The organism is Phytobacter ursingii (assembly GCF_001022135.1).
Classification (GTDB): Bacteria; Pseudomonadota; Gammaproteobacteria; order Enterobacterales; family Enterobacteriaceae; genus Phytobacter; species Phytobacter ursingii.
This window is the reverse complement of sequence record NZ_CP011602.1, coordinates 2596241-2621739: the sequence shown is the minus strand read 5'-3', so window position 1 is coordinate 2621739 and position 25499 is coordinate 2596241. Positions and strand designations below refer to the sequence as shown.

The window sequence follows — 25499 nt, the reverse complement described above, 5'->3', positions numbered from 1 at the left end:
CGTGAGCATGGATATTAGCGATTTTTATCAGACGTTCTTTGATGAAGCTGACGAGTTGTTGGCCGACATGGAGCAGCATTTGTTAGATCTGGTGCCAGAGGCGCCGGACTCTGAACAACTCAATGCCATCTTTCGTGCCGCCCACTCTATTAAAGGCGGTGCGGGCACGTTTGGCTTCACCATTTTGCAGGAAACCACGCACCTGATGGAAAACCTGCTGGATGAAGCCCGCCGTGGGGAAATGCAGCTCAACACTGACATCATTAACCTGTTTTTGGAAACCAAAGATATTATGCAGGAACAGCTCGATGCCTATAAAAGCTCTACGGAGCCGGATGCCGCCAGCTTTGAATATATCTGCAATGCGTTGCGTCAGTTAGCGTTGGAAGCCAAAGGGCAAGCTGTTCCGGCCGCGACCAATAGCGCCAAATTGTCCGTTGTTGAAAGCGCCGTACAGGACGCAGAGGCTGCCGCTCCGGCGAGCGCCGCCGATGACGGAAAACTGCGTATTGTGCTGTCGCGTCTTAAAGAAAACGAAGTCAGCCTTCTGGAAGAAGAGCTGGGTAACCTCGGCACGCTCACTGACGTTGTTAAAGGGACCGATACCTTAAGCGTCACGCTGGATGGCGGTGTAAGCCAGGATGATATCATTGCGGTGCTGTGTTTCGTCATAGAAGCAGACCAGATCGCCTTTGAAAATGCCAGCGTAGCTGTGGAAACCGCCGCTGCGGAAAGCGCGCCGGTCGAGGTCGTTGAAGAAGCTGTACCGGCTGCGACAGCGGCACCGGCTCCGGTTGTCCAGGCGGCCCCTGTCCCGGCGCTGAAAGCCGTCGCCAAAGAGCAACCCGCAGGCCGTGAAAAACCGGCACGCGGCAGTGAGTCAACCAGTATTCGTGTTGCGGTAGAAAAAGTTGACCAACTGATTAACCTCGTCGGCGAGCTGGTTATTACGCAGTCGATGCTGGCGCAGCGCTCTAATGAGCTGGACCCGGTCACCCACGGCGATCTCATTACCAGCATGACGCAGTTGCAGCGTAACGCACGCGATCTGCAAGAGTCGGTAATGTCTATCCGTATGATGCCGATGGAGTACGTATTCAGCCGCTTCCCGCGTCTGGTGCGTGACCTCGCGAGCAAGCTGGATAAACAGGTTGAACTGACGCTGCAGGGTAGCTCAACGGAACTGGATAAAAGTCTGATTGAGCGCATCATTGACCCGTTAACTCACCTGGTGCGTAACAGCCTTGACCATGGGATTGAAGTGCCGGAAAAACGCGTTGCAGCGGGCAAATCGCCGATCGGCAACCTGACCCTTTCCGCCGAACATCAGGGTGGCAATATCTGCATCGAAGTCACCGATGATGGTGCGGGTCTGAACCGTGAGCGTATCCTGGCAAAAGCCATATCGCAGGGCATGCCGGTGCACGAAAACATGAGCGATGAAGAAGTCGGCATGTTGATCTTCGCACCGGGCTTCTCCACCGCGGAGCAGGTAACCGATGTTTCAGGGCGTGGCGTGGGTATGGACGTGGTGAAACGTAACATCCAGGAGATGGGTGGACACGTTGAGATCAAATCACGTCAGGGCGCAGGTACGACGATTCGCATTCTGCTGCCGTTGACGCTGGCAATCCTTGACGGCATGTCCGTTAAAGTGAGCGGTGAAGTGTTTATCCTGCCGTTGAACGCGGTGATGGAGTCACTGCAACCGCGCGAAGAAGATTTGCACCCACTGGCGGGGGGTGAGCGCGTACTTGAAGTGCGTGGCGAGTACCTCCCATTGGTCGAGTTGTGGAAAGTATTTGATGTTAATGGCGCGAAAACCGAAGCTACGCAGGGCATTGTCGTTATTCTGCAAAGTGCGGGTCGTCGCTATGCATTGCTGGTCGATCAGCTGATTGGGCAGCATCAGGTAGTAGTGAAAAACCTTGAAAGCAATTACCGCAAAGTGCCGGGAATTTCTGCGGCAACTATCCTTGGTGATGGTAGCGTTGCGCTGATTGTTGATGTTTCGGCACTACAGGGATTAAACCGTGAACAACGTGTGGCGCACACTGCCGCCTGACTGAGTTAAAAGAAGGTAAAAACATGACCGGTATGAGCAATGTAACAAAACTGGCTGGCGAGCCATCGGGCCAGGAATTCCTGGTATTTACCCTGGGCGATGAAGAATACGGTATCGATATTCTGAAAGTGCAGGAAATTCGTGGCTATGATCAGGTCACCCGTATCGCCAATACGCCTGATTTTATCAAGGGTGTCACTAACTTACGCGGCGTTATCGTTCCTATCGTCGACCTGCGCGTGAAATTCAGCCAGGGTGAAGTTGAATACAACGATAACACGGTGGTTATCGTATTGAACTTTGGTCAGCGCGTGGTTGGGATTGTTGTCGATGGCGTATCTGACGTACTGTCGCTGGCGGCAGATCAAATCCGCCCGGCACCGGAATTCGCCGTTACCCTCTCCACCGAGTACCTGACAGGTCTTGGTGCACTGGGCGAGCGTATGCTGATTCTGGTGAATATCGAAAAACTGCTGAACAGCGAAGAAATGGCACTGCTGGACATCGCGGCTACCCACGTCGCGTAATCGCCTCGTCCCTTAAAACCCCTGCGCCATTGCGTGGGGGTTTTTTATTTCCGTTCTATTGCCCGCCTTTTTTTCTGAACCCGCCCTGTAGTCCGGCCTGCGCGTCACTATTTTTGATGCCTGATAGCGTACTAACCCAACGTTATTGGCCTGTAACGCTACCTGCGGCGCAAATACCAGGGAATCAGTCACCCTTGCCAACGACCTGAATGGACAGGTAATGACATATTTTTCGACCTCACTTCTTGTTAAATAACATGTTGCTAACATTCGTGTGGCGAGATATTTCCCGGCTGACGTTAGTGAGACGGTTTAATTCCTTTTCGCAAATGTAAAGTTCTGTTGCCCCTTGCCGATAACACCGTTAATGAGTTTTCAGGAAGGTGTAGCATGTTGAACCGTATTCGCGTTGTCACAATGCTGATGAGTGTACTGGTAGTGTTTGCGCTGCTGCAGTTGCTCTCGGGCGGGCTTTTATTCTCTTCTCTTAATCACAATCAACAAAGCTTTGCGGTGTCCAACGATCTGCGCATGCAACAGACCGAATTGACGAAAACCTGGGAATTGATGCTGCAAACACGTATCAACCTGAGCCGTTCGTCTGCCCGTATGATGATGGACCCCAACAATCAACAAAGTAGCGCCAAAACTGAATTATTAAAAAGCGCGAAATCCAGCCTGGCGGATGCCGCAAAACACTACGATGCTTTCCGTGCCATGCCATCGGTCCCCGCGATGGACGAGGCGCGCCAGGTGCTGGATGAAAAGTATAAAACCTATGCGGCTGGCCTTACGGAACTGGTGCAGTTTCTGGAAGGCGGCAACATGGATGGTTATTTTGCCCAGCCAACGCAGGGCATGCAGAACGGTCTCGGTGACGCGATGGGTAAATATGCCCAGTTAAGCGAATCGCTGTACCGCAAAGCCTATGACGAAAGCGTGAGTGATTATAACTTTGCAAAATGGCAAATGGCGGCACTCGCGCTGGCCCTGGTCGTGGTGCTGGCGTTGGTCTGGTACGGCATTCGCCGCATTCTGCTGGCCCCGTTAACTGCCGTCATTAAACATATTCGCGAAATCGCCAGCGGCAACCTGACCGACAAGCTGGTGGTTGAAGGGCGCAGTGAGATTACCGATCTGGCCGAGAGCGTCGACCATATGCAACGCTCGTTGATTGATACGGTGACCAATGTGCGCGCCGGTTCCGACGCTATCCATTCCGGCACCAGCGAAATTGCGGCGGGCAATAATGATTTGTCATCCCGTACCGAAGAACAAGCCTCGGCGCTGGAAGAGACGGCGGCAAGTATGGAAGAGCTGACCGCAACGGTGAAACAGAACGCCGAAAACGCCCGTCAGGCATCGTTGCTGGCGAAGAGCGCCTCTGATACCGCTGAGCGCGGCGGTAAAGTGGTGGATGGGGTGGTAAAAACAATGCACGACATTGCCGCCAGTTCGCAAAAAATTGCTGATATTACCGGGGTCATCGACGGTATTGCTTTCCAGACCAATATTCTCGCACTCAACGCGGCTGTTGAAGCCGCCCGCGCCGGTGAGCAGGGGCGTGGATTTGCGGTAGTTGCTGGCGAAGTGCGTAACCTTGCCAGCCGTAGCGCCCAGGCGGCTAAAGAAATCAAGGCACTGATTGAAGACTCTGTCTCACGCGTGGATACCGGTTCGGTACTGGTTGAAAGCGCCGGTGAGACGATGGGCGATATTGTGAATGCGGTAACCCGGGTAAATGACATTATGGGTGAGATTGCTTCGGCATCTGATGAACAGAGCCGTGGCATCGATCAGGTTGCGCTGGCGGTGTCCGAAATGGATCGCGTCACGCAGCAAAACGCCTCGCTGGTACAACAATCTGCAGCCGCTGCGGCCGCATTAGAAGAACAAGCCAGCAGGTTGACGCAAGCGGTTTCTACTTTCCGTCTCTCTTCTGTCCCTACAAAAAACGCGCATGGAGCGCTTAATCCGGCGGCAGACATTACCACGGCTCCTTCCAGAGCCCGTCAACTCACTACCGGACAAAACGATAACTGGGAAACTTTTTAACTGCTTTAACCCGCGGCAATTTGCCGCCTGATGGGAGCGTTGATGTTAAACCGTATTCGAATTTCTACGACACTTTTTTTGATCTTGATCGTTTGTGGCGTTTTGCAGGTAGGGAGTAATGGGTTGTCGTTTTGGGCGTTTCGTCAAAGCACTGCCCATTTAGCGGAAGTTGAAAAAAGTAATATCCAGCGCAACGCACTTATGCAAACTCGCGCCTGGTTATTACAGGCCAGTACATCACTGAATAAAGCCGGTACGTTAACGGCGCTGAGTTATCCGCCGGACGATATCAAGGCGCTAATGAAACAGGCGAAAGATAATCTGAACGATGCCGATAACAGTATAAATGAGTTTTTGAATATCCCGGCGTTGACCGATGAAGGTAAGCGCCTGCAGGACGGGACAAAAGCCGCTTACATCGCATGGCATGGCGATCTGGAACACCAGGCCGCGTGGCTTGAAAGTAATCAGCTATCCGACTTTATGTCGGCACCGGTTCAGCAGTCGCAGGATGCGTTTAATCAAAACTTTACGGCCTGGCAGCAGCATATTAACCACTTTGTGGAGATAGCTAAGGCAGAGGGCCAAAACAACTATCAGCGCTCGGCGGTGATTTTTGTGGTGGTAGTGATTCTGGCCGCGTTGCTGACATCGGCCGCGCTGTGGTGGGCGCGCAAAATGATTGTTCAGCCACTGGCCATTATCAGTAGTCATTTTGACAGTATTTCCGAGGGCAATCTGGCGCGATCGATTGCGGTATTTGGTAAGAATGAAATTTCGGCCATTTTTGCCAGCCTCAAAAAGATGCAGACTGCACTGCGTTCTACTGTGACCGATGTTCGTCAGGGCAGCTATGCGATGCATACCGGTATTTCGGAGATTGCCGAAGGCAACAACGATCTGTCGGCGCGTACTGAACAACAGGCTGCGTCCCTGGCGCAAACGGCAGCCAGTATGGAAGAGTTGACGGCCACGGTAGGGCAAAACGCTGACAATGCCCGTCAGGCATCTGGCCTGGCGCAGAGCGCAGCGGAAACAGCGCGTAAGGGCGGACAGCAGGCGTCGAATGTGGCAAGCACTATGCATGAGATCGCCGCCAGCTCGCACAAGATTGGCGATATTATCAGCGTGATTGACGGTATTGCCTTCCAGACCAATATTCTGGCCTTGAACGCGGCGGTAGAAGCGGCGAGGGCAGGGGAGCAGGGACGTGGTTTCGCCGTGGTGGCCGGTGAGGTGCGTAATCTCGCCAGTCGAAGCGCGCAGGCCGCAAAAGAGATCAAAGGCCTGATCGAAGAGTCGGTATCACGCGTTCAACAAGGTTCGGTGCTGGTGGATACCTCTGCCAAAACTATGATGGAGATCGTCCACTCTGTTACGCAGGTGAACGATATTATGGGCGAAATTGCCTCTGCTTCGGATGAACAGCGCCGGGGTATTGAGCAGGTCGCACTGGCTGTAAGCCAGATGGATCAGGTGACGCAACAGAATGCTGCGCTCGTTGAAGAAGCCGCCGCGGCCACCGATCAGTTAGCGCACCAGGCAGATCATCTGACCTCCCTGGTGGCGGTGTTTAAGTTAGAAGAGCATGCCGAAATATCAGACGTGGCACTCCCCAAAAGGGTGCCAGTTGTATCATAAATCAGAATGAGAAGGCGCTATGACATCATCAATGCCTACCGGGCAAACGTCATCACTCATGCAACAGATGACTCAGCGTCTTGCGCTGTCTGACGCGCATTTTCGTCGAATATGTCAGTTGATCTATCAGCGTGCAGGGATCGTGCTCGCCGACCATAAGCGGGACATGGTCTATAACCGCCTGGTTCGTCGCTTGCGTACCCTTGGGCTGGATGATTTTGGTCGCAACCTGAGCATGCTGGAAGCGAACCAGAATAGCGCCGAGTGGCAGGCTTTTATAAACTCGCTGACCACTAACCTCACTGCCTTTTTCCGGGAAGCTCACCACTTCCCGGTGCTTGCGGAGCATGCACGCAAGCGTACCGGCGAATACCGCGTCTGGAGTGCCGCGGCATCGACCGGCGAAGAACCTTATTCCATTGCGATTACCCTGGCGGATTCACTGGGAATGGCGCCGGGTCGTTTTAAAGTGATTGCCAGCGATATCGACACCGAAGTGCTGGAAAAAGCGCGTAACGGCGTTTATCGCCAGGATGAATTGAAAACGCTGTCGCCGCAACAGTTGCAGCGTTATTTCATGCGCGGAACCGGACCCCATGCCGGTCTGGTGCGCGTGCGTCAGGAACTGGCGAATTACGTTGATTTCACGTCAGTGAACCTGCTGGATAAACAATATAACGTCCCCGGACCGTTTGACGCGATTTTTTGCCGTAACGTAATGATTTATTTTGATAAAACGACGCAGCAGGATATCTTGCATCGTTTTGCACCATTGCTTAAGCCTGACGGACTACTTTTTGCCGGGCATTCGGAGAATTTCAGCAACCTCGTGCGTGAGTTTAGCCTGCGTGGGCAAACCGTTTACGCGCTGAGTAAGGATAAAGCATGAGTAAAATCAGGGTAATGTCCGTCGATGATTCTGCATTGATGCGTCAAATCATGACCGAAATTATCAATAGCCACAGCGATATGGAAATGGTGGCGACGGCGCCGGATCCGTTGGTTGCACGGGATTTAATTAAAAAATTTAACCCTGATGTGCTGACGCTTGATGTGGAAATGCCGCGGATGGACGGTCTGGATTTCCTGGAAAAACTGATGCGTCTGCGCCCGATGCCGGTGGTGATGGTGTCTTCCCTGACGGGAAAAGGGTCAGAAGTCACGCTGCGCGCGCTGGAATTGGGGGCGATTGATTTTGTTACCAAGCCTCAGCTCGGTATTCGCGAAGGGATGCTGGCTTACAGCGAAATGATTGCCGAAAAAGTGCGTACTGCTTCGCGCGCGCGCCTTGCGGCACATAAACCGATGGCGGCAGCACCGGCAGCGCTGAAGTCGGGTCCGCTGTTAAGTTCGGAAAAATTGCTGGCCATTGGCGCTTCAACCGGAGGAACAGAGGCAATTCGTCATGTACTCCAGCCATTGCCGCTTTCAAGTCCGGGTATTCTTATTACTCAGCACATGCCGCCAGGCTTCACCCGTTCGTTTGCTGAACGCCTGAATAAGCTGTGCCAGATTACCGTGAAAGAGGCGGAAGATGGTGAGCGTGTCCTGCCGGGGCACGCGTATATTGCGCCGGGCGACAAGCATATGGAGCTGGCGCGTAGCGGGGCAAACTATCAGATTAAAATCCACGATGGGCCGCCGGTGAATCGTCACCGTCCTGCTGTGGACGTACTGTTTCATTCGGTCGCGAAATACGCCGGGCGAAATGCCGTGGGGGTTATCCTCACCGGGATGGGCAACGACGGTGCGGCCGGAATGTTAGCGATGCACCAGGCTGGTGCCTGGACCATTGCACAAAATGAGGCAAGTTGTGTGGTGTTCGGCATGCCGCGCGAAGCTATCAATATGGGTGGCGTCAGCGAAGTGGTCGATCTTAGCCAGGTAAGCCAGCAGATGTTGGCAAAAATTAGTGCCGGACAGGCAATACGTATTTAACGAGGAGTGATGTTTTATGGCGGATAAAGAGCTCAAATTTCTGGTTGTGGACGACTTTTCCACGATGCGTCGTATCGTGCGCAACCTGTTAAAAGAGCTGGGGTTCAACAACGTCGAGGAAGCCGAAGACGGCGTTGACGCGCTGAACAAACTCCAGACCGGTGGTTTTGGTTTCGTCATTTCCGACTGGAACATGCCGAACATGGACGGACTGGAACTGCTTAAGACGATTCGTGCTGACGGCAACATGTCTTCGCTGCCGGTGCTGATGGTCACGGCAGAAGCGAAAAAAGAAAACATTATCGCGGCGGCTCAGGCTGGCGCGAGCGGCTATGTAGTGAAACCTTTCACTGCTGCAACCCTGGAAGAGAAACTCGGTAAGATTTTCGAGAAACTCGGCATGTGAGGACTGGACGATGATTCAACCTTCAATTAAACCTACGGAAGAACATTCAGCCAGCGATATCATTGCCCGTATCGGTAGCCTGACACGTATGTTGCGTGACAGTTTGCGTGAGTTGGGATTGGATCAGGCGATTGCTGAAGCGGCGGAAGCCATCCCGGATGCCCGTGATCGTCTTGATTATGTGGTACAGATGACCGCGCAGGCTGCTGAGCGCGCACTTAATAGCGTTGAGGCGTCGCAACCGCACCAGGATGCGATGGAAAAAGGGGCTAAAACGCTGTCGAAGCGCTGGGATGAGTGGTTTAAAAATCCTATCGAGCTCAAAGATGCCCGTGAACTGGTGACCGATACCCGCAAATTCCTTGGGGATGTGCCGGGGCACACCAGCTTCACCAACGCGCAGTTATTAGACATCATGATGGCGCAGGATTTCCAGGACCTTACCGGTCAGGTTATCAAGCGTATGATGGATGTGATTCAGGAAATTGAACGACAGCTGCTGATGGTGCTGATCGAAAACATTCCCGATCAGTCTGCGCGTCCGAAACGTGAAAACGAAAGTCTGCTTAATGGGCCGCAGCTTGATGCGACGAAAGCGGGCGTAGTGGCAAGCCAGGATCAGGTTGACGATCTGCTCGACAGCCTCGGTTTCTGATGCCTCTGCACTGAGCCATATTGAGAAACGGGAAGCGGCGATGCTTCCCGTTTTTTTAGCTCATGATGGACAAGGAAAAAGAGGCGGCGTTATTCAGCATATGCAGCAGCATTGGCAGCAGCAGCCCACCTGAGGCCATTCTTACCACGCACAGCAGGGCCGAAAACGTAAACAGCCAGATAAAGGTGGCTGGCGCATGGTATTGGGTGTGCATAAGCGCAAACACGACTGATGTCACCACGATACTCTGCTGCCTGGCAAAGCGCCCGGCGCGTATAAATGCATTAAGTAAGAATCCGCGAAAGATGACTTCTTCACAAAACGGGGCAATAAAACAAATAGCGAACGCCAGTCCCCAACGCGCAGAAAGCGAGTAATCCTTTAACGATGCCACCCACTCTTCTTCGATCCCCAGAAACTGCCAGGCAATATTCAGTACGATGATGGCCAGTAAGCCCAATGAGAAATAACCGACGTTAAATTGCCCCAACGGCATAAATGGGTAGCGGTGGTTATAGTGTCGCCAGAGCAATAGCGTGCAAGGCAGACTGACGATCAGGCCGACAAACAGCGCAGCAAAACCTGAATGATAGAGTGCGGCATAATTGGGTAGCAGCGCCACAATAAAGAAAAAACAATGATAAATCAGTACCGCTGCGAGACAGATCAAGGTGTGATGGCGTCTCTGCGCCTGATTGGACAGCATGGTTATCATCCTTGTATTAATGATGTTTGATGCCTTTTAAAAAACTTACGCCGCAAAAAGCAGGGTTTCTGCGCGGTGCGGTAGTATATCGCTGGCAGATAAGTACATGCACTTTGCCTTTTCTCAAATCGCGAAAACCCCGCGTTTTTATGCCTTACTCTGCCCATTAGACCGACTTGACTCTGGCATTATGTCATCAAACATCTACCCGTGGATTTGAGCCGTGGCAGACGATAGCGACGACAAAACAGAAGCCCCCACACCCCACCGAAAAGAGAAGGCCCGTGAGGAAGGGCAAGTTCCCCGATCGAAAGAGCTGACATCAATACTGATGCTCTTTGTTGGGGTGGGTGTGCTCTGGATGGGCGGGGACGCGTTTGCCCGCAAACTGTCGGGTATTATGTCGTCGGGTTTACGTTTTGATCATGCCATCATCAATGACCAAAAAATGATCCTTGGTCATCTGATTGAGTTGCTCAAGAATGCCGTGCTGGCGCTGCTACCGCTGGTGACAGGCGTGGTGCTGGTGGCGCTAGCGGCACCGCCGGTACTGGGCGGTCTGGTATTAAGCGGTAAATCGGTACAGTTTAATTTTTCCAAGATTAACCCGTTGAGCGGCCTCAAGCGTCTGTTTTCAGCGCAGGTCGTGGCGGAGCTGGTCAAGGCCATCATGAAAACGGCCCTGATGGGCAGTGTGGCCGCATTTTATCTGTGGCATAAATGGCCGGAAATCATGCGTCTGATGATGGAAGCACCGGTCACCGCGATGGCCAGCGCCCTGAATCTGGCCGGGATGTGTTGTCTGCTGGTTGTGCTGTCGATAATCCCGATGGTGGGGTTCGATGTCTTCTGGCAGATCTACAGCCATCTGAAAAAATTGCGTATGTCCAAACAGGATATTCGCGACGAATTTAAACAGCAGGAGGGGGACCCGCACGTTAAGGGGCGTATCCGCCAGCTGCAACGCGCCGCGGCGCGCCGTCGTATGATGGCTGATGTGCCAAAAGCCGATGTGATTGTAACGAACCCGACGCACTACTCCGTCGCGCTGCAATATGACGAAAATAAAATGAGTGCGCCGAAAGTGATTGCGAAGGGTTCCGGTTTGATTGCGCTGCGTATTCGTGAAATTGGCAGCGAAAACCGTATCCCGATTCTTGAGGCGCCGCCGCTGGCGCGCGCCCTGTATCGCCATGCTGAAATCGGTCAGCAGATCCCAGGACAGCTTTACTCGGCCGTGGCTGAGGTTCTTGCCTGGGTATGGCAATTGAAACGCTGGAACCTTGCCGGGGGCAAACGCCCGGCAAGACCTGAAAATCTCCCAGTGCCAGAGTCGCTGGATTTTATGAACGAGAAGGACACTGATGGCTAATCTGGTGGCAATGTTGCGTCTGCCCGGCAACCTGAAATCTACACAATGGCAAATTCTGGCGGGGCCGCTGCTGATTTTGTTGATTCTGTCGATGATGGTTTTGCCGTTGCCGGCATTCGTGCTCGACCTGCTTTTTACCTTCAACATTGCGCTCTCGATTATGGTGCTTCTGGTGGCGATGTTCACCCAGAAAACCCTTGAGTTCGCGGCATTTCCCACCGTGTTGCTGTTTACCACCTTGCTACGCCTGGCGCTGAACGTCGCTTCTACCCGTATCATTCTGCTTGAAGGCCATACCGGTACGGCAGCGGCGGGTAGAGTGGTTGAAGCCTTTGGTCACTTCCTGGTTGGCGGTAACTTTGCCATCGGTATCGTGGTGTTCATTATCCTCGTGATCATCAACTTTATGGTTATCACCAAAGGTGCGGGGCGTATCGCGGAAGTCGGCGCGCGCTTCGTACTGGATGGAATGCCCGGTAAACAGATGGCGATCGACGCCGACCTTAACGCCGGCCTTATCGGGGAAGATGAGGCAAAACGTCGTCGTTCTGATGTGACCCAGGAAGCTGACTTCTACGGCTCCATGGACGGTGCGAGCAAGTTTGTACGCGGTGACGCCGTCGCGGGCATTCTTATCATGGTTATTAACGTCATTGGCGGCCTGCTGGTGGGGGTATTGCAGCATGGCTTGTCGATGGGCGACGCGGCGCAAAGTTATACCCTGTTGACCATCGGTGACGGTCTGGTTGCGCAAATCCCGGCACTGGTCATTTCCACCGCAGCGGGTGTGATTGTGACCCGCGTGGCAAACGATGAAGATGTCGGTCAGCAGATGGTTAGCCAGCTGTTTACTAACCCACGCGTAATGGTGCTCAGTGCCGCAGTACTGGGGCTGTTTGGCCTCGTACCAGGTATGCCGAACTTTGTCTTCCTGCTCTTCACCGTGGGTCTGCTGACGCTGGCCTGGTGGCTGCGTGGCAAAGAAGAGAAGGCGCCGACGGAAGTCACGCCAGTCAAAATGCCAGAAAACAACCAGGCGGTGGAAGCCACCTGGAATGACGTGCAACTGGAAGATTCACTGGGCATGGAAGTGGGCTATCGCCTGATTCCGATGGTGGATTTCCAGCAGGATGGCGAGCTGTTGGGACGTATCCGCAGTATTCGTAAAAAATTCGCCCAGGACATGGGGTTCCTGCCGCCCGTTGTGCATATCCGTGACAATATGGACTTGCCGCCCGCCCGTTACCGCATCCTGATGAAAGGGGTGGAAGTGGGGAGCGGTGATGCGTACCCGGGACGCTGGCTGGCGATTAACCCGGGGACCGCGGCAGGTTCATTACCCGGTGAACAGACTGTCGATCCGGCCTTTGGCCTGGCGGCTATCTGGATTGAGAGTGCGCTGAAAGAGCAGGCGCAGATCCAGGGCTTCACCGTGGTGGAGGCCAGTACGGTTGTCGCAACACACCTCAACCACCTGATTGGTCAGTTTGCGCCGGAACTGTTTGGTCGTCAGGAAGCACAACAACTGCTGGACCGCGTAACCCAGGAAATGCCAAAACTCACCGAAGACCTGGTACCGGGTGTTGTTACGCTGACAACGCTGCATAAAGTGCTGCAAAACCTGCTGGCAGAAAAAGTACCGATCCGCGATATGCGTACCATTCTTGAGACACTGGCAGAACACGCACCGCTGCAAACCGATCCTTACGAACTGACCACCGTCGTTCGCGTCGCGCTGGGCCGTGCGATCACCCAGCAATGGTTCCCCGGCAGCGGCGAAGTGCAGGTTATTGGTCTTGATACGCCACTGGAGCGTCTGCTGCTACAGGCATTGCAAGGTGGCGGTGGGCTGGAGCCGGGCCTTGCCGATCGTCTGCTGGAGCAAACTCAGGAAGCGTTGCAGCGTCAGGAGATGCTTGGCGCGCCGCCCGTACTGCTGGTCAACCATGCGTTGCGTCCGTTGCTGTCTCGTTTCCTGCGTCGCAGCCTGCCGCAGCTGGTGGTGTTGTCGAATATGGAAATGTCCGATAACCGTCCCATCCGGATGACAGCGACCATTGGAGGCAAATAATGCGTAAGCTGGCCGGGTTACTCCTTGCGTTACCCTTGTTTGTCCACGCTGCCGGAAACGGTGCGTGGCAGGCAAGCAATATCGGGGTTATTCTCAGCAATCGTGGGCAGGCCATGTCATCGCGTATTCTTGCGCCTTCACAGCCGGTTAATGGCCTGATGACCGTGGTGTCATGGCGTTATGAGCTAAACGGCCCGACGCCGGCGGGGTTGAACACTCGTTTGTGTAGCCAGACACGCTGTGTGCAACTCGACGCCCAAAGCGGCACCACTGTCGCCTTCGCCGACGTGCCCGCGATTGAGCCGTTACGCTTTATCTGGGAAGTCCCTGGCGGAGGGCGATTGATTCCCGCCCTGAATGTCCGCAGTATCCAGGTTATTGTTAACTACCAATAGCCGCTCGTCTTTTCGCCGGTCATCGCCGTTCCTCTCAGGAATATGATGGCTGGCTCTCAAATTATGACCCCTCCTTTTGAGTCAAAAGAAACACTGTTTTATAAATCAGTGAGGCGTGTTGCGGCACTCTTTGTGTTTTTGCCATCTGCACCCCCGGTTGTGGCAGAAACAGAAAGGTAACCCAAAGCACATACTCTTACTTTAGCCGTGTAAGCATTACCTTTGGCGAGGCCGGATTGCCAGAGGTCCCTCACTAATAAACAGGGTTAACGGCAATGAAAACACGTAAAATTGGGTTGGTTAACTACCTCGCCTATGGCTCAGGCGACTTCCTGGGGGCGGGCACGACAGCACTTACCGCTGCATGGCTACTCTATTTCTACACCACCTTCTGCGGCCTGACGCCTATCGAAGCGACGTTTATTTTTGCGGCCGCCAGGGTACTGGATGCGGTAGTCAGCCCACTGATGGGCTTTTTAACCGACAACTTCGGCTCCACCTGGCTGGGTAAACGTTTTGGTCGGCGTAAATTCTTTATCATGCTGGGTATTCCGTGTGTGTTCAGCTACTCCATTATGTGGGTAGGTGACATGAGCTTCTGGTATTACCTGCTGACATATCTGCTGTTTGATGTGGTCTATACCATGATCCTGGTGCCCTACGAAACGCTGGTGCCGGAAATGACCGATGATTTCAAACAGAAAACCAAATTCTCCGGTGCGCGTATCTCTATGGCGCAGATGTCCGCGATCCTGGCCTCGTTCCTGCCGGGTATCCTGCTGGCCCACTTCGGTAAAGACAACCCGGTATCCTTCTTCTACGCAAGCCTGGTGTTCTCTGTATTGTGCGCATTGATGCTGACCTTTGTCTGGTGCTTCACCTGGGAGCGTCCGCGCGAAGACTGGACCGAAGCCGCGCTGCGTGCCGAAGCCGAGAAAAAACATCTGACCCTGGGCCAGAGCCTGCGTCGCCTGTTTGTTGAGCTGAGCTCAACGCTGCGCATTAAGATTTTCCGTCAGCACCTGGGGATGTACCTGGGCGGCTATATCGCACAGGACGTCTTTAACGCCGTCTTTACCTACTACGTTGTTTTCGTGCTGATGCAGGAAGCGTCTGTCGCGTCTAATTTGTTGGGCACGATGGCTATTTTCCAGTTTATCGCCGTTATCGCCATGATCCCGCTGTGTATCCGTTTTGGGCCGGCGCCGTCATACCGCATGGTTGTGGTGCTGTTTGGTCTGAGCGCGGCATCTTTCGCCATCCTTTATTGGGCGGGCTTGAGTGACATCTATGCCTTGTTGCTGCTGGTATCTGCCGTTGCGGGTCTGGGCCGTGGCGGGATCAACTACGTTCCATGGAACACCTATACCTATATCGCCGACGTGGATGAAGTGGTTACCGGTCAGCGCCGTGAGGGTATCTTTGCGGGCATCATGACCCTGACCCGTAAAGCCTCTCAGGCCGGTGCGGTCATGCTGGTCGGGATCGTGATGCAGACCTCCGGGTTTGTCTCCGGCCAGAAAACGCAGGTTCCGGAAGTTAGCCACACCATCCTGATGATCATGTGTTTTGGTACGTTGCTGGTTCTCGCCTGTGGTTTCCTGGTCTCTCTGCGCTTCAAACTGAACCTGAAAACGCACAGCATTCTTCGTGCAGAGACGGCCAAAATGCGCGAATCCGGTCGTGTGGTGCCGGAAAGCGCAACGCCGGAAGCGCGTGCCACCGTTGAGATGCTGGCAGGCATGCCGTTTGAGTCCCTGTGGGGCAATAACAACATCGGCTATCTGAATCGTAATAAACCTGCCGCGCCTTCCCTGAAAGAAAACGCGTCACTGAAATCGACTTACAACTGAGGTTAAGAATATGAAGGTTTGGCCTGTCAAACATAGCCCATTACTTTGTCAGCCAGAGCGTTTTATCGCCCGCGACGAGCTGAAATCATTGATTCAGAAGGTAACGCATAATCTGGTCAATATTCACGACACCACCGGCGAGTTTTTACTGCGGCTTGACGACGGGCGTGTGATTGACACCAAAGGATGGGCGGGCTGGGAATGGACCCATGGCGTCGGTCTGTATGGGATGTACCAGTATTACCAGCAGACCGGCGACCAGACGGTACGTGATGTGATTGATAGCTGGTTCGCTGATCGCTTTGCCGAAGGTGCGACGACCAAGAACGTGAACACCATGGCGCCGTTTCTGACGCTGGCGTATCGCTACGAAGAGACCCGCAATCCGGGCTACCTGCCGTGGCTGGAGAGCTGGGCCGAGTGGGCAATGAATGAGATGCCGCGTACGGAGCATGGCGGTATGCAGCACATCACGCTTGCTGAAGAGAACCATCAGCAGATGTGGGATGACACCCTGATGATGACCGTTCTGCCGCTGGCGAAAATCGGTAAGCTGCTTAATCGTCCTGAGTATGTGGAAGAGGCGACTTATCAGTTCCTGCTGCATGTGCAGAACCTGATGGACAGGGAGACAGGTCTGTGGTTCCACGGCTGGAATTACGAAGGTTGCCATAATTTTGCACATGCTCGTTGGGCGCGCGGCAACAGCTGGCTGACCATTGTGATCCCGGACTTCCTGGAACTGGTGGATTTACCGGCAAACAATGCGGTACGCCGTTATCTGGTGCAGGTATTAAACGCGCAAATCGCTGCGCTGGCGAAATGCCAGGACGAGAGCGGGCTGTGGCATACGCTGCTTGACGATCCGACATCGTATCTTGAAGCGTCAGCAACCGCCGGGTTTGCCTACGGCATGCTGAAAGCGGTACGTAAGCGCTATGTTGGTCAGGAGTATGCGCAGGTTGCCGAGAAAGCAATCAAAGCCGTGGTGAAGAACATTTCACCGGAAGGTGAACTGCTGCAGGTCTCTTTCGGCACGGGGATGGGCAGCGATCTGGATTTCTACCGCCAGATTCCCCTGACTTCCATGCCCTATGGTCAGGCAATGGCGATGCTGTGTCTGACTGAGTATCTGCGTAAGTATTTCTAAGCTTCCCCCGGTGGTGCTGACGCTTACCGGGGCTACGGCCGGTGCGGTTGGTAGCCCGGATAAGGCGCAGCCGCATCCGGGAATTCTTAAGCTTCCCCCGGTGGCGCTGGCGCTTACCGGGGCTACGGCCGGTGCGGTTGGTAGCCCGGATAAGGCGCAGCCGCATCCGGGAACTCTTAAGCTTCCCCCGATGGCGCTGGCGCTTACCGGGGCTACGGCCGGTGCGGTTGGTAGCCCGGATAAGGCGCAGCCGCATCCGGGAATTCTTAAGCTTCCCCCGGTGGCGCTGACGCTTACCAGGGCTACGGCCGGTGCGTTTGGTAGCCCGGATAAGGCGCAGCCGCATCCGGGAATTCTTAAGCTTCCCCCGGTGGCGCTGACGCTTACCGGGGCTACGGCCGGTGCGGTTGGTAGCCCGGATAAGGCGCAGCCGCATCCGGGAACTCTTAAGCTTCCCCCGGTGGCGCTGACGCTTACCGGGGCTACGGCCGGTGCGGTTGGTAGCCCGGATAAGGCGCAGCCGCATTCGGGAATTCTTAAGCTTCCCCCGGTGGCGCTGACGCTTACCAGGGCTACGGCCGGTGCGGTTGGTAGCCCGGATAAGGCGCAGCCGCATCCGGGAATTCTTAAGCTTCCCCCGGTGGCGCTGACGCTTATCGGGGCTACGGTCGGTGCGGTTGGTAGCCCGGATAAGGCGCAGCCGCATCCGGGAATTCTTAAACTTCCCCCGGTGGCGCTGACGCTTACCAGGGCTACGGCCGGTGCGGTTGGTAGCCCGGATAAGGCGCAGCCGCATCCGGGAATTCTTCCGATAGTATGAAAAAACAAAACCCGGCATTTGCCGGGTTTTTTACAGACCTTCAACTTACATACGTTCGATGGTTTCAATACCGAGCGTATCCAGACCCAGTTTCAGCGTCTTCGCGGTCAGCAGCGCCAGTTTCAGGCGGCTGTTGCGGACCTCTTCACTCTCAGCACTCAGAATCGGGCAATGTTCATAGAAGCCAGAGAACAGGCCCGCCAGATCGTACAGATAGGCACACATCACGTGCGGCGTACCTTCACGGGCAACCACATTCAGCGTCTCTTCAAATTGCATCAGGCGTGCGGCCAGTTGGGCTTCGCGATCTTCACTGATCACCACGTTCGCAGCGAGGAGGGCACTTTCGTCGACATCGGCTTTACGGAACACTGACAGTACGCGCGTATAGGCGTATTGCATATATGGCGCGGTGTTTCCTTCAAACGCCAGCATATTGTCCCAGTCGAAAACATAATCAGTGGTACGGCTCTTAGACAGATCCGCATATTTCACCGCTCCGATACCCACGGCGTTAGCCAGTTTCTCCAGCTCATCTGCTGGCATATCCGGGTTTTTCTCAGCAACCAGACGACGGGCGCGTTCCAGCGCTTCATCAAGCAGGTCGGCCAGTTTCACCGTGCCGCCCGCACGGGTTTTGAACGGCTTGCCGTCTTTACCCAGCATCATGCCGAACATATGATGTTCGAGAGAGACAGACTCAGGGACATAACCGGCTTTACGTACGATAGTCCAGGCCTGCATCAGGTGTTGATGCTGACGGGAGTCGATGTAATAAAGCACGCGGTCTGCATGCAGGGTTTCATAGCGGTATTTGGCGCAGGCAATATCAGTGGTGGTGTAGAGGTAGCCACCATCTTTCTTCTGGATGATCACACCCATCGGCTCGCCTTCTTTGTTCTTGAACTCGTCCAGGAACACCACGGTTGCGCCTTCGCTCTCTACCGCCAGTCCTTTAGCTTTCAGATCGGCCACGATACCCGGCAACATCGAGTTATACAGACTTTCGCCCATCACATCTTTACGGGTGAGGGTCACATTCAGACGGTCGTAAGTAATCTGATTCTGGGACATGGTGATGTCGACCAGTTTGCGCCACATCTGCAGGAAGTATTCATCGCCGCCTTGCAGTTTCACGACGTAGCTACGGGCACGCTCGGCGAAGACTTCATCTTCGTCGTAATGTTTTTTGGCTTCGCGATAAAAGCCTTCGAGATCCGCCAGCGCCATTTCGCCCGCGTTTTCCTGCTGTTGCAATTCCAGATACGCAATCAGCATACCGAACTGGGTACCCCAGTCACCCACGTGGTTCGCGCGGATAACGTTATGACCCAGGAACTCCAGGGTACGCACGGATGCGTCGCCAATGATGGTTGAACGCAGGTGACCAACATGCATCTCTTTCGCCACGTTTGGCGCCGAATAGTCGATAACGATGGTTTGCGCTTGCGGCTTCGTGATACCCAGACGGTCAGATTGCAACGCCAGGTTTACCTGTTCTGCCAGAAATACCGGGGCAAGGAAGATATTGATAAAGCCCGGTCCGGCGATTTCAACTTTGCTGGCGATCCCGCTGAGATCGAGATGAGTCAGTACCTTCTCGGCCAGTTGTCGCGGTGCCATGCCCAATTTTTTAGCAATTGCCATCACGCCATTGGCCTGATAGTCGCCAAACTGGACTTTTGCAGACTGGCGGACTTGCGGTTCGCAATCCGCATCCGCACCTGCGGCAATGAGCGCCTGACCGACTTTTTCTGAGAGTAGAGCCTGAATATTCACCGGGATACCTTACATTGATGACGCAGCACATAAGGGCTGGCCGCGTCCGGGTGTTGATTATGAAAGGCGGGAGTATACTGCAAATGCCCGCAGGCGTCAGCACCGGAACCTGGAGGTTCACGCCAAAAAGCATGGCCTCTTCGCGGGCAGATTAATGCTTTGCACCTTCGAGCACTGCGGTCTGTTCAGGTTCATCATTCGAACCGCCAGGCGCCTGATCTTACTCGCTATCCTGCGTGCGGGATGTATCCGTAGTATAGTAAGAAGAGTTTATTTCTTTGAGCGTACTATGACTTATTCCATTGGCGAATTTGCCCGGCTTTGCGGGATAACGGCGACCACACTTCGCGCCTGGCAGCGCCGCTACGGTTTACTCAAACCGATGCGCACGGAGGGCGGGCACCGGCTTTACAGTGATGACGACGTGCAACAGGCGCTCAAAATTCTCGACTGGGTGAAAAAAGGGGTACCTGTCAGCCAGGTCAAACCGCTGCTGGCCAGGCCGGAAATGCGGCGCACCAATAACTGGGTCACCCTGCAAGAGAACATGCTTTCGCGGCTAAAAGAAGGGAAGATTGACTCTCTGCGTCAGCTCATTTACGACTCCGGACGCGAGTATCCTCGTTCGGAACTGGTCACAGAAGTGTTGCGCCCGTTGCGCAGTAAAATGTCGGCCAATATTGCCGCTATGATGACACTCCGTGAAATCCTCGACGGCATTATCATCTCCTACACCTCATTTTGCCTTGAAGGGGACAAACGCGCGCCGGGCGATAATTATTTAATCACTGGCTGGCATCTGACCGACCCTTGTGAAATCTGGCTTGAAGCACTTCGGCTAACGGGGCAGGGGCATCGCATTGATATCCTTCCGGTTCCGCCTGCGGCACTGGCGCCGGAGGTTTTGCCGACAAGAAAATGGTTGCTGGTCACCAGCGGTAAATTATCTGCCGCGCGAAAAAAACAAATTGAACTGTGGCAATCGCAGGTCAGTTCCCTCGACGTTATCACGCTCTAAATCCTCTCTTCTTTCCATGTCCATGGTCGCTATATTGCGGCCTGGACGGGTATGCCTTTCTCTTTTTTTTCTGATTTAGCACAAAAAATAACCTAAATAACTATTTGATATTTATTAAATATAAGAAATTTACGTAATAAAACTTGGACAAATATAAGTAATTGTGTAAGTTTTAGAGGAGGCGATCTCCGCATTAGGTCAACGGTAAGGGTAGGACGATGAGCACCATACAGTCCGTTATCGATCGGTTTATTCATTACTATGCAGAACTGGACAGCCAGCCGCCGTCGGCGCTAAGCGCGCTCTATCATCCCGATGCCGTATTGCAGGATCCGTTTGGCGAGCATCAAGGGTTCGTCGCTATCCATCGTTACTTCACCCATCTGCTGGCGAATGTTGAACAGTGTCGTTTCTCTATTGATCCCCCGCTTTGTGACGGTCAGCGTTTTGCGGTGACCTGGACCATGCACTGGTCGCATCCTCATATCCGCGGGAACGAACTTCTTTCTTTGCCAGGGTGTTCGGTAGTGTCCGTTCAGGGGGAGCACGTCCTGCATCAGCGTGATTATTACGACGCCGGAGAGATGCTTTATGAGCATCTTCCCTTACTGGGTTGGGCGGTCCGCGGTGTGAAAAAGAGGGTCCGCGCATGAAAACGGTGCTTATTACGGGCGCCAGCTCAGGTATTGGCGCCGGGCTGGCTAAATCCTTCGCTGCAGATGACTACCTTGTCATCGCCTGCGGGCGCGATCCATCGCGTCTGAACGCACTACAACAATTCAGCCCCAACATCAGTGTGCGTCTTTTCGACATGACAGGCAGGGACGCTAGTCGCCACGCATTGGCGGACTGCCATCCCGATCTGGTTATTCTCTGTGCGGGTACGTGCGAATACCTGGAAAACGGGGTGGTAGATGCCGCCCTTGTCGAGCGGGTGATGAGCACCAATTTTCTTGGGCCGGTGAATTGCCTTGCCGCGCTCCAGGCACAGCTCAAGCCTGGAAGTCGCGTTGTGCTGGTCAGTTCGATGGCCCACTGGCTGCCGTTCCCTCGTGCCGAAGCTTACGGCGCGTCAAAAGCTGCGCTCAGTTGGTTTGCTGACAGTTTACGCCTGGACTGGGAGCCGAAAGGGGTCGCCGTCACCGTTGTCTCACCGGGGTTTGTCGACACACCGCTGACCCGTAAAAACGATTTTGCTATGCCTGGTCAGGTGAGCGTCGGGCAGGCGGTTACGGCCATTCGCCGGGGTCTGGCAAAGGGCAAGAAACATATCGCGTTTCCGGGCGCTTTTGGGTTGCTGCTACGCACGCTCTCTTCTCTTCCCGCGTTTATGCAGCGGGCCTTGTTGCGCAGGATGGTACGGTCATGAACATTGCAATTATTGGTAGCGGCATTGCCGGGCTGACCTGCGCATGGCGGCTGGCCGGTCATCACAAGGTGACGCTGTTTGAAGCGCAAAACACCCCCGGTGGCCACACGGCAACCGTGGATGTCGCTACTCCCCAGGGGATCTGGGCCATTGATACCGGTTTTATCGTTTACAACGATCGCACCTATCCACGTTTCATGGGGCTGCTCAGCGAATTAGGTATTACCGGGCAAAAAACGCAAATGAGTTTTTCCGTCCACAATCCACAAAGCGGGCTGGAATATAACGGACATACTCTTGCTTCGCTGTTTGCCCAGCGCCGAAATCTTGTTAACCCGGCTTTCTGGCATCTGCTCAGCGATATCGTGCGTTTTAACCGTCAGGCAAAACAAGCTCTGGCAGGTAACATCGATGAAAAAGCCACATTGCAAAACTTTCTCGATGAACACCGTTTCAGCGCCTTTTTTGCCCGCCATTACATTCTGCCGATGGGCGCTGCCATCTGGTCATCATCCCTGCAAGAGATGCGGCGTTTCCCGTTGCCGCTGTTTCTGCGCTTCTTTGAGAATCACGGTCTGTTGGACGTGGCCCACCGTCCGCAGTGGTATGTGGTACCTGGTGGTTCACGTGAGTATATCCACGCCATGCTCGATCAACTCGGCGACCGCCTGACGTTGCGCCTCAATACGCCCGTACAGCGTATTACCCGCCACGATACGCGCGTGGAAATCCATCTTGCCGACGCGACCCATACGTTTGACTACGTTATTTTCGCCTGCCACTCCGCACAGGCGCTGGCGATGCTGGCGGACCCAACGATTGCGGAAACAGAAATTCTGGGTGGCATTGGCTGGCAGCGTAACGAGGTGGTTTTGCACAGTGACCGGCGCTGGCTTCCGAAACGCGAACGCGCCTGGGCAAGCTGGAACTACCGCCTGAGCGAACATGATCAGGCCAGCGCGTGCGTGACCTACAACATGAATATTCTGCAAGGTCTGCCCGAGGGCGCGCCTTTATTCTGCGTCACCCTGAACCCGGACATGCCCATTGACGATCGCTACGTCTGGAAACGCTTTGTTTATGAGCACCCGCTGTTTAACCCGCAAAGCTGGCGGGCGCAGGCGCGGCGCAGTGAGATTAATGGTCGTCAGCGTAGCTGGTACTGCGGCGCTTACTGGTACAACGGCTTTCATGAGGATGGCGTTCGCAGCGCGCTGGATGTGGTACACGGCATCGCATCCGGGGAGGGGCAGTAAAATGAACAGCTGCCTTTATGAAGGCGTTTTACGCCATCGGCGTCATCAGCCCAGGGCGCACCATTTCCACTATCGCGTATTTATGGCGTGGCTCGATCTCGATGAGCTGGACACGTTACCGATGGCTGGCATCCGTCGTAACCGCTTTGCCGCAGCCGCCTTTTATGACGAGGATTACCCTCTGGGATCGCCGCTTAAGGCGAAGGTTCTCGAACGGCTGGAAGCGTTGACCGGTGATCGACCACAGGGGCGCGTGATGTTGCTCACTCAACTGCGTTATTTCGGCTTTCATTTTAATCCGGTCAATTTCTATTACTGCTACGACCAGAACGAAACTCTGCGTTGGGTACTGGCGGAGGTGCGCAATACGCCCTGGAATGAACGGCATTATTATGCCGTAAACGGACAACATGCTTCTCCGCTGGAAAAAGCGTTCCACGTTTCCCCGTTTAACCCGATGGATATGGTCTATCACTGGCGCTTCAACCGCCCCGGCAAAACGTTGCATATGCATATCGAAAACCATCAGGAGGAGAAGGTCTTCGACGCGACGCTGCTTTTGGCCCGACGCCCTTTGACACGCGCGACACTCACTTCTTTGTTGTTGCGTATTCCGCTTATGACGCTCAAGACCGTGATGGCTATTTATTGGCAGGCGCTGCGTCTGTGGCTTAAACGCGTACCCCTTTACAATCATCCCGTTAGCAGGAGTGAACGCTCATGACCGATCCCGTGTTTGCGCTTGAACCCGATATCCCGCGTAATGCCCGTGTCGCGCGCTGGTTGCTCTTTCGCCTTCTGCAGGGTTTACGTGTGGGATCTCTCACGCTCCGTGAAGGCGGGCAGACTTTTCATTTTGGCGACACGGCTGCAGCGTTGCGCGCAGAAGTGCAGATCCTCTCCCCGGTCGTTTACTGGCGTTTGCTGACTGGCGGGAGTCTTGCGGCGGCGGAAGCCTGGATGGATGGCGAGTGGGAGACGCATCAGCTTACCCCACTGTTGCAGATTTTAGCGCTCAATAGCCCGGTTTTGGGGAAGCTCGAAAGCGGCTTTCGTCTGCTGGGGCGCCCGATAGAGCGGCTACGCCACTGGACGCGACGCAACGGGCGTCAACAGGCGCGGGAAAATATTGCCGCTCACTATGATCTGGGGAATCTTTTTTACGCCCATTTCCTTGATGAGCAGTTGCTCTATTCCAGCGCGCTGTTCACCGCGCCCGATCAGGATCTCGCCAGCGCGCAGCAGGCAAAAATGGCGCGATTGTGTGAACAACTGGCGCTAACGACTGACGATCACCTGCTGGAGATTGGCACCGGATGGGGGGCAATGGCCGAGTATGCCGCACGTCATTATGGCTGCCGGGTTACCACCACCACGCTGTCACGTGAGCAGTACAAATGGGCTCAGACGCGAATTATTCAGGCGGGTTTACAGGACAGGGTTGAGGTTTTGCTCTGTGATTATCGCGACCTGACCGGACAGTTCGACAAGCTGGTTTCGATTGAGATGATTGAGGCGGTAGGAAAACACTATCTCCCGACCTTCTTCCGGACTTGTCAGGCACGCCTGCGCGCGGGGGGAAAAATGGCGATTCAGGCTATCACCATTCAGGATCAGCGCTACAGCGATTACAGTAAAAGCGTCGATTTTATCCAGCGTTACATCTTTCCCGGCGGTTTCTTACCGAGCATAACGGTGATGAATAACCTGATGACCCGCCATACCGATTTTGTGGTGCGTAATATCTTTGATATGGGGCCCGATTATGCCCGCACCCTTGCCCAGTGGCGTCAGCGTTTCGTTCATGCCTGGCAAGACATTGAAAAGCTGGGGTTTGATGAGCGTTTCCGCCGCATGTGGCTTTACTATTTCGGTTACTGTGAAGCGGGTTTCAACGCACGCACTATCAGTGTGGTGCAATTGACTGCGGAGCGGGTATGAACCGCCATCTGCAGATCTTCCTGATGGCAGTGGCGTTCGATCTTTACTGGACGCTGGTGGTGCTGTTTCGTGAGCGCGGCGTTGCTGTCTGGCTCGCACTGGCGATGCTGGCCTGCGTCATGCTCGCGCCCGCGCTTCGCGTGTATGCCCTGTTGCTGGCCGTCGCTGGCAGTTCGCTGGATGCCGCCTGGGCGTTTACGGGATTAATCAGTTTCAGCGGCGATGGGGTATTGCCGCTGTGGATGGTGGCGCTCTGGCTGATGTTTGCCGTCGTCTGGACCCGGCTTACCCGCGCCAGTGCATTGCCGGGCTGGACGCTGGCGCTACTGGCAACGCTCGGTGGCCCGGTTGCTTACTATATGGGGGAACGTCTGGGCGCGATGACGTTCTTGCAACCGAACTTTATCGTGCTGAGTTGGCTCGGACTCGGATGGCTGGTACTGGCGCTTTTTTTCCATTTATTAATGGGGAGGCGGCAATGA

23 protein-coding genes are annotated in these 25499 nt (G+C 54.4%); 21 read left to right on the top strand and 2 right to left on the bottom strand.

The genetic code is table 11. The annotated features are described in order from the left end of the window. Window positions 1-7 precede the first annotated feature (7 nt). The 8 genes from cheA to cheZ all read left to right on the top strand — a co-directional run bounded on the left by cheA (window position 8) and on the right by cheZ (window position 9287). Window positions 8-2065 (top strand): chemotaxis protein CheA, encoded by a 2058-nt coding sequence (cheA, locus tag AB182_RS15835; protein WP_177328627.1) that lies wholly within the window; start codon window positions 8-10, stop codon window positions 2063-2065. Between the two features lie 23 nt (window positions 2066-2088). After that, window positions 2089-2592: a chemotaxis protein CheW gene (gene cheW, locus AB182_RS15830; RefSeq protein WP_047370941.1), complete on the top strand. Its 504-nt coding sequence runs from the start codon at window positions 2089-2091 to the stop codon at window positions 2590-2592. Between the two features lie 390 nt (window positions 2593-2982). Beyond that, window positions 2983-4647, top strand: coding sequence for a methyl-accepting chemotaxis protein II (gene tar / locus AB182_RS15825; RefSeq protein WP_047370940.1), 1665 nt, complete (start codon window positions 2983-2985; stop codon window positions 4645-4647). A gap of 42 nt (window positions 4648-4689) precedes the next feature. Then, complete coding sequence (gene tap, locus AB182_RS15820) at window positions 4690-6288, top strand: methyl-accepting chemotaxis protein IV (RefSeq protein WP_047370939.1); 1599 nt, start codon at window positions 4690-4692, stop codon at window positions 6286-6288. 19 nt (window positions 6289-6307) lie between these two features. Beyond that, complete coding sequence (gene cheR, locus AB182_RS15815; RefSeq protein WP_047370938.1) at window positions 6308-7177, top strand: protein-glutamate O-methyltransferase CheR; 870 nt, start codon at window positions 6308-6310, stop codon at window positions 7175-7177. Further along, window positions 7174-8226: a protein-glutamate methylesterase/protein-glutamine glutaminase gene (locus tag AB182_RS15810; protein ID WP_047370937.1), complete on the top strand. Its 1053-nt coding sequence runs from the start codon at window positions 7174-7176 to the stop codon at window positions 8224-8226. The genes cheR and AB182_RS15810 overlap by 4 nt, the downstream gene beginning before the upstream one ends. Before the next feature lie 16 nt (window positions 8227-8242). Further along, window positions 8243-8632 carry a chemotaxis response regulator CheY gene (cheY, locus tag AB182_RS15805; protein WP_039078693.1) on the top strand — a complete coding sequence of 130 codons (390 nt, stop codon included), beginning with the start codon at window positions 8243-8245 and terminating at the stop codon, window positions 8630-8632. 10 nt (window positions 8633-8642) lie between these two features. Further along, on the top strand, window positions 8643-9287 hold the full coding sequence (gene cheZ, locus AB182_RS15800; protein WP_047370936.1) for a protein phosphatase CheZ: 645 nt from the start codon (window positions 8643-8645) through the stop codon (window positions 9285-9287). A gap of 55 nt (window positions 9288-9342) precedes the next feature. Here cheZ and AB182_RS15795 read toward each other — a convergent pair whose 3' ends face one another. Next, complete coding sequence (locus AB182_RS15795) at window positions 9343-9993, bottom strand: type II CAAX endopeptidase family protein (RefSeq protein ID WP_047370935.1); 651 nt, start codon at window positions 9991-9993, stop codon at window positions 9343-9345. Between the two features lie 223 nt (window positions 9994-10216). On the opposite strand from AB182_RS15795, the gene flhB reads away from it, so the two are divergent. From flhB to AB182_RS32660, 6 genes are all read left to right on the top strand, one after another. Next, window positions 10217-11365: a flagellar biosynthesis protein FlhB gene (flhB, locus tag AB182_RS15790; RefSeq protein ID WP_047370934.1), complete on the top strand. Its 1149-nt coding sequence runs from the start codon at window positions 10217-10219 to the stop codon at window positions 11363-11365. Further along, on the top strand, window positions 11358-13436 hold the full coding sequence (gene flhA, locus AB182_RS15785) for a flagellar biosynthesis protein FlhA (protein ID WP_047370933.1): 2079 nt from the start codon (window positions 11358-11360) through the stop codon (window positions 13434-13436). Before flhB ends, flhA begins: the two co-directional genes overlap by 8 nt. Further along, window positions 13436-13831 carry a flagellar protein FlhE gene (flhE, locus tag AB182_RS15780; RefSeq protein ID WP_047370932.1) on the top strand — a complete coding sequence of 132 codons (396 nt, stop codon included), beginning with the start codon at window positions 13436-13438 and terminating at the stop codon, window positions 13829-13831. The genes flhA and flhE overlap by 1 nt, the downstream gene beginning before the upstream one ends. A 275-nt stretch (window positions 13832-14106) precedes the next feature. Then, complete coding sequence (locus tag AB182_RS15775) at window positions 14107-15684, top strand: MFS transporter (RefSeq protein WP_047370931.1); 1578 nt, start codon at window positions 14107-14109, stop codon at window positions 15682-15684. A 10-nt stretch (window positions 15685-15694) separates the two neighbouring features. Continuing rightward, entirely contained in the window at window positions 15695-16834 is a 1140-nt protein-coding gene (gene bglB / locus AB182_RS15770; RefSeq protein ID WP_047370930.1) for a beta-galactosidase BglB, read from the top strand. Window positions 16835-16847: 13 nt separating this feature from the next. Continuing rightward, complete coding sequence (locus AB182_RS32660; RefSeq protein ID WP_167337888.1) at window positions 16848-17654, top strand: hypothetical protein; 807 nt, start codon at window positions 16848-16850, stop codon at window positions 17652-17654. Between the two features lie 45 nt (window positions 17655-17699). Here the strand turns inward: AB182_RS32660 and argS are convergent, their stop codons facing one another. Next, the gene (argS, locus tag AB182_RS15760; RefSeq protein ID WP_047370928.1) at window positions 17700-19433 is read right to left on the bottom strand and encodes an arginine--tRNA ligase; all 1734 of its coding nucleotides are present in this window, start codon (window positions 19431-19433) and stop codon (window positions 17700-17702) included. Between the two features lie 289 nt (window positions 19434-19722). Here argS and AB182_RS15755 point away from each other — a divergent pair, with 289 nt between their 5' ends. From AB182_RS15755 to AB182_RS15725, 7 genes are all read left to right on the top strand, one after another. After that, on the top strand, window positions 19723-20451 hold the full coding sequence (locus tag AB182_RS15755) for a MerR family transcriptional regulator (protein ID WP_047370927.1): 729 nt from the start codon (window positions 19723-19725) through the stop codon (window positions 20449-20451). A gap of 218 nt (window positions 20452-20669) precedes the next feature. Then, the gene (locus tag AB182_RS15750; protein WP_047370926.1) at window positions 20670-21104 is read left to right on the top strand and encodes a nuclear transport factor 2 family protein; all 435 of its coding nucleotides are present in this window, start codon (window positions 20670-20672) and stop codon (window positions 21102-21104) included. Then, window positions 21101-21820 (top strand): SDR family NAD(P)-dependent oxidoreductase, encoded by a 720-nt coding sequence (locus AB182_RS15745; RefSeq protein ID WP_047370925.1) that lies wholly within the window; start codon window positions 21101-21103, stop codon window positions 21818-21820. The genes AB182_RS15750 and AB182_RS15745 overlap by 4 nt, the downstream gene beginning before the upstream one ends. Beyond that, window positions 21817-23076, top strand: a complete 1260-nt coding sequence (locus AB182_RS15740) for an NAD(P)/FAD-dependent oxidoreductase (protein ID WP_047370924.1) — start codon at window positions 21817-21819, stop codon at window positions 23074-23076. The genes AB182_RS15745 and AB182_RS15740 overlap by 4 nt, the downstream gene beginning before the upstream one ends. Before the next feature lies 1 nt (window position 23077). After that, complete coding sequence (locus tag AB182_RS15735) at window positions 23078-23800, top strand: DUF1365 domain-containing protein (protein WP_047370923.1); 723 nt, start codon at window positions 23078-23080, stop codon at window positions 23798-23800. Then, window positions 23797-25017 carry an SAM-dependent methyltransferase gene (locus AB182_RS15730; protein ID WP_047370922.1) on the top strand — a complete coding sequence of 407 codons (1221 nt, stop codon included), beginning with the start codon at window positions 23797-23799 and terminating at the stop codon, window positions 25015-25017. The genes AB182_RS15735 and AB182_RS15730 overlap by 4 nt, the downstream gene beginning before the upstream one ends. Then, complete coding sequence (locus AB182_RS15725; RefSeq protein WP_047370921.1) at window positions 25014-25499, top strand: DUF2878 domain-containing protein; 486 nt, start codon at window positions 25014-25016, stop codon at window positions 25497-25499. The genes AB182_RS15730 and AB182_RS15725 overlap by 4 nt, the downstream gene beginning before the upstream one ends.

Bases quoted from the DNA above. Each gene is read 5' to 3' on its own strand.
- cheA (WP_177328627.1), top strand. From the start codon at position 8: ATGGATATTAGCGATTTTTATCAGACGTTCTTTGATGAAGCTGACGAG.
- cheW (WP_047370941.1), top strand. From the start codon at position 2,089: ATGACCGGTATGAGCAATGTAACAAAACTGGCTGGCGAGCCATCGGGC.
- tar (WP_047370940.1), top strand. From the start codon at position 2,983: ATGTTGAACCGTATTCGCGTTGTCACAATGCTGATGAGTGTACTGGTA.
- tap (WP_047370939.1), top strand. From the start codon at position 4,690: ATGTTAAACCGTATTCGAATTTCTACGACACTTTTTTTGATCTTGATC.
- cheR (WP_047370938.1), top strand. From the start codon at position 6,308: ATGACATCATCAATGCCTACCGGGCAAACGTCATCACTCATGCAACAG.
- AB182_RS15810 (WP_047370937.1), top strand. From the start codon at position 7,174: ATGAGTAAAATCAGGGTAATGTCCGTCGATGATTCTGCATTGATGCGT.
- cheY (WP_039078693.1), top strand. From the start codon at position 8,243: ATGGCGGATAAAGAGCTCAAATTTCTGGTTGTGGACGACTTTTCCACG.
- cheZ (WP_047370936.1), top strand. From the start codon at position 8,643: ATGATTCAACCTTCAATTAAACCTACGGAAGAACATTCAGCCAGCGAT.
- AB182_RS15795 (WP_047370935.1), bottom strand. From the start codon at position 9,993: ATGCTGTCCAATCAGGCGCAGAGACGCCATCACACCTTGATCTGTCTC.
- flhA (WP_047370933.1), top strand. From the start codon at position 11,358: ATGGCTAATCTGGTGGCAATGTTGCGTCTGCCCGGCAACCTGAAATCT.
- flhE (WP_047370932.1), top strand. From the start codon at position 13,436: ATGCGTAAGCTGGCCGGGTTACTCCTTGCGTTACCCTTGTTTGTCCAC.
- AB182_RS15775 (WP_047370931.1), top strand. From the start codon at position 14,107: ATGAAAACACGTAAAATTGGGTTGGTTAACTACCTCGCCTATGGCTCA.
- bglB (WP_047370930.1), top strand. From the start codon at position 15,695: ATGAAGGTTTGGCCTGTCAAACATAGCCCATTACTTTGTCAGCCAGAG.
- AB182_RS15755 (WP_047370927.1), top strand. From the start codon at position 19,723: ATGACTTATTCCATTGGCGAATTTGCCCGGCTTTGCGGGATAACGGCG.
- AB182_RS15750 (WP_047370926.1), top strand. From the start codon at position 20,670: ATGAGCACCATACAGTCCGTTATCGATCGGTTTATTCATTACTATGCA.
- AB182_RS15745 (WP_047370925.1), top strand. From the start codon at position 21,101: ATGAAAACGGTGCTTATTACGGGCGCCAGCTCAGGTATTGGCGCCGGG.
- AB182_RS15740 (WP_047370924.1), top strand. From the start codon at position 21,817: ATGAACATTGCAATTATTGGTAGCGGCATTGCCGGGCTGACCTGCGCA.
- AB182_RS15735 (WP_047370923.1), top strand. From the start codon at position 23,078: ATGAACAGCTGCCTTTATGAAGGCGTTTTACGCCATCGGCGTCATCAG.
- AB182_RS15730 (WP_047370922.1), top strand. From the start codon at position 23,797: ATGACCGATCCCGTGTTTGCGCTTGAACCCGATATCCCGCGTAATGCC.
- AB182_RS15725 (WP_047370921.1), top strand. From the start codon at position 25,014: ATGAACCGCCATCTGCAGATCTTCCTGATGGCAGTGGCGTTCGATCTT.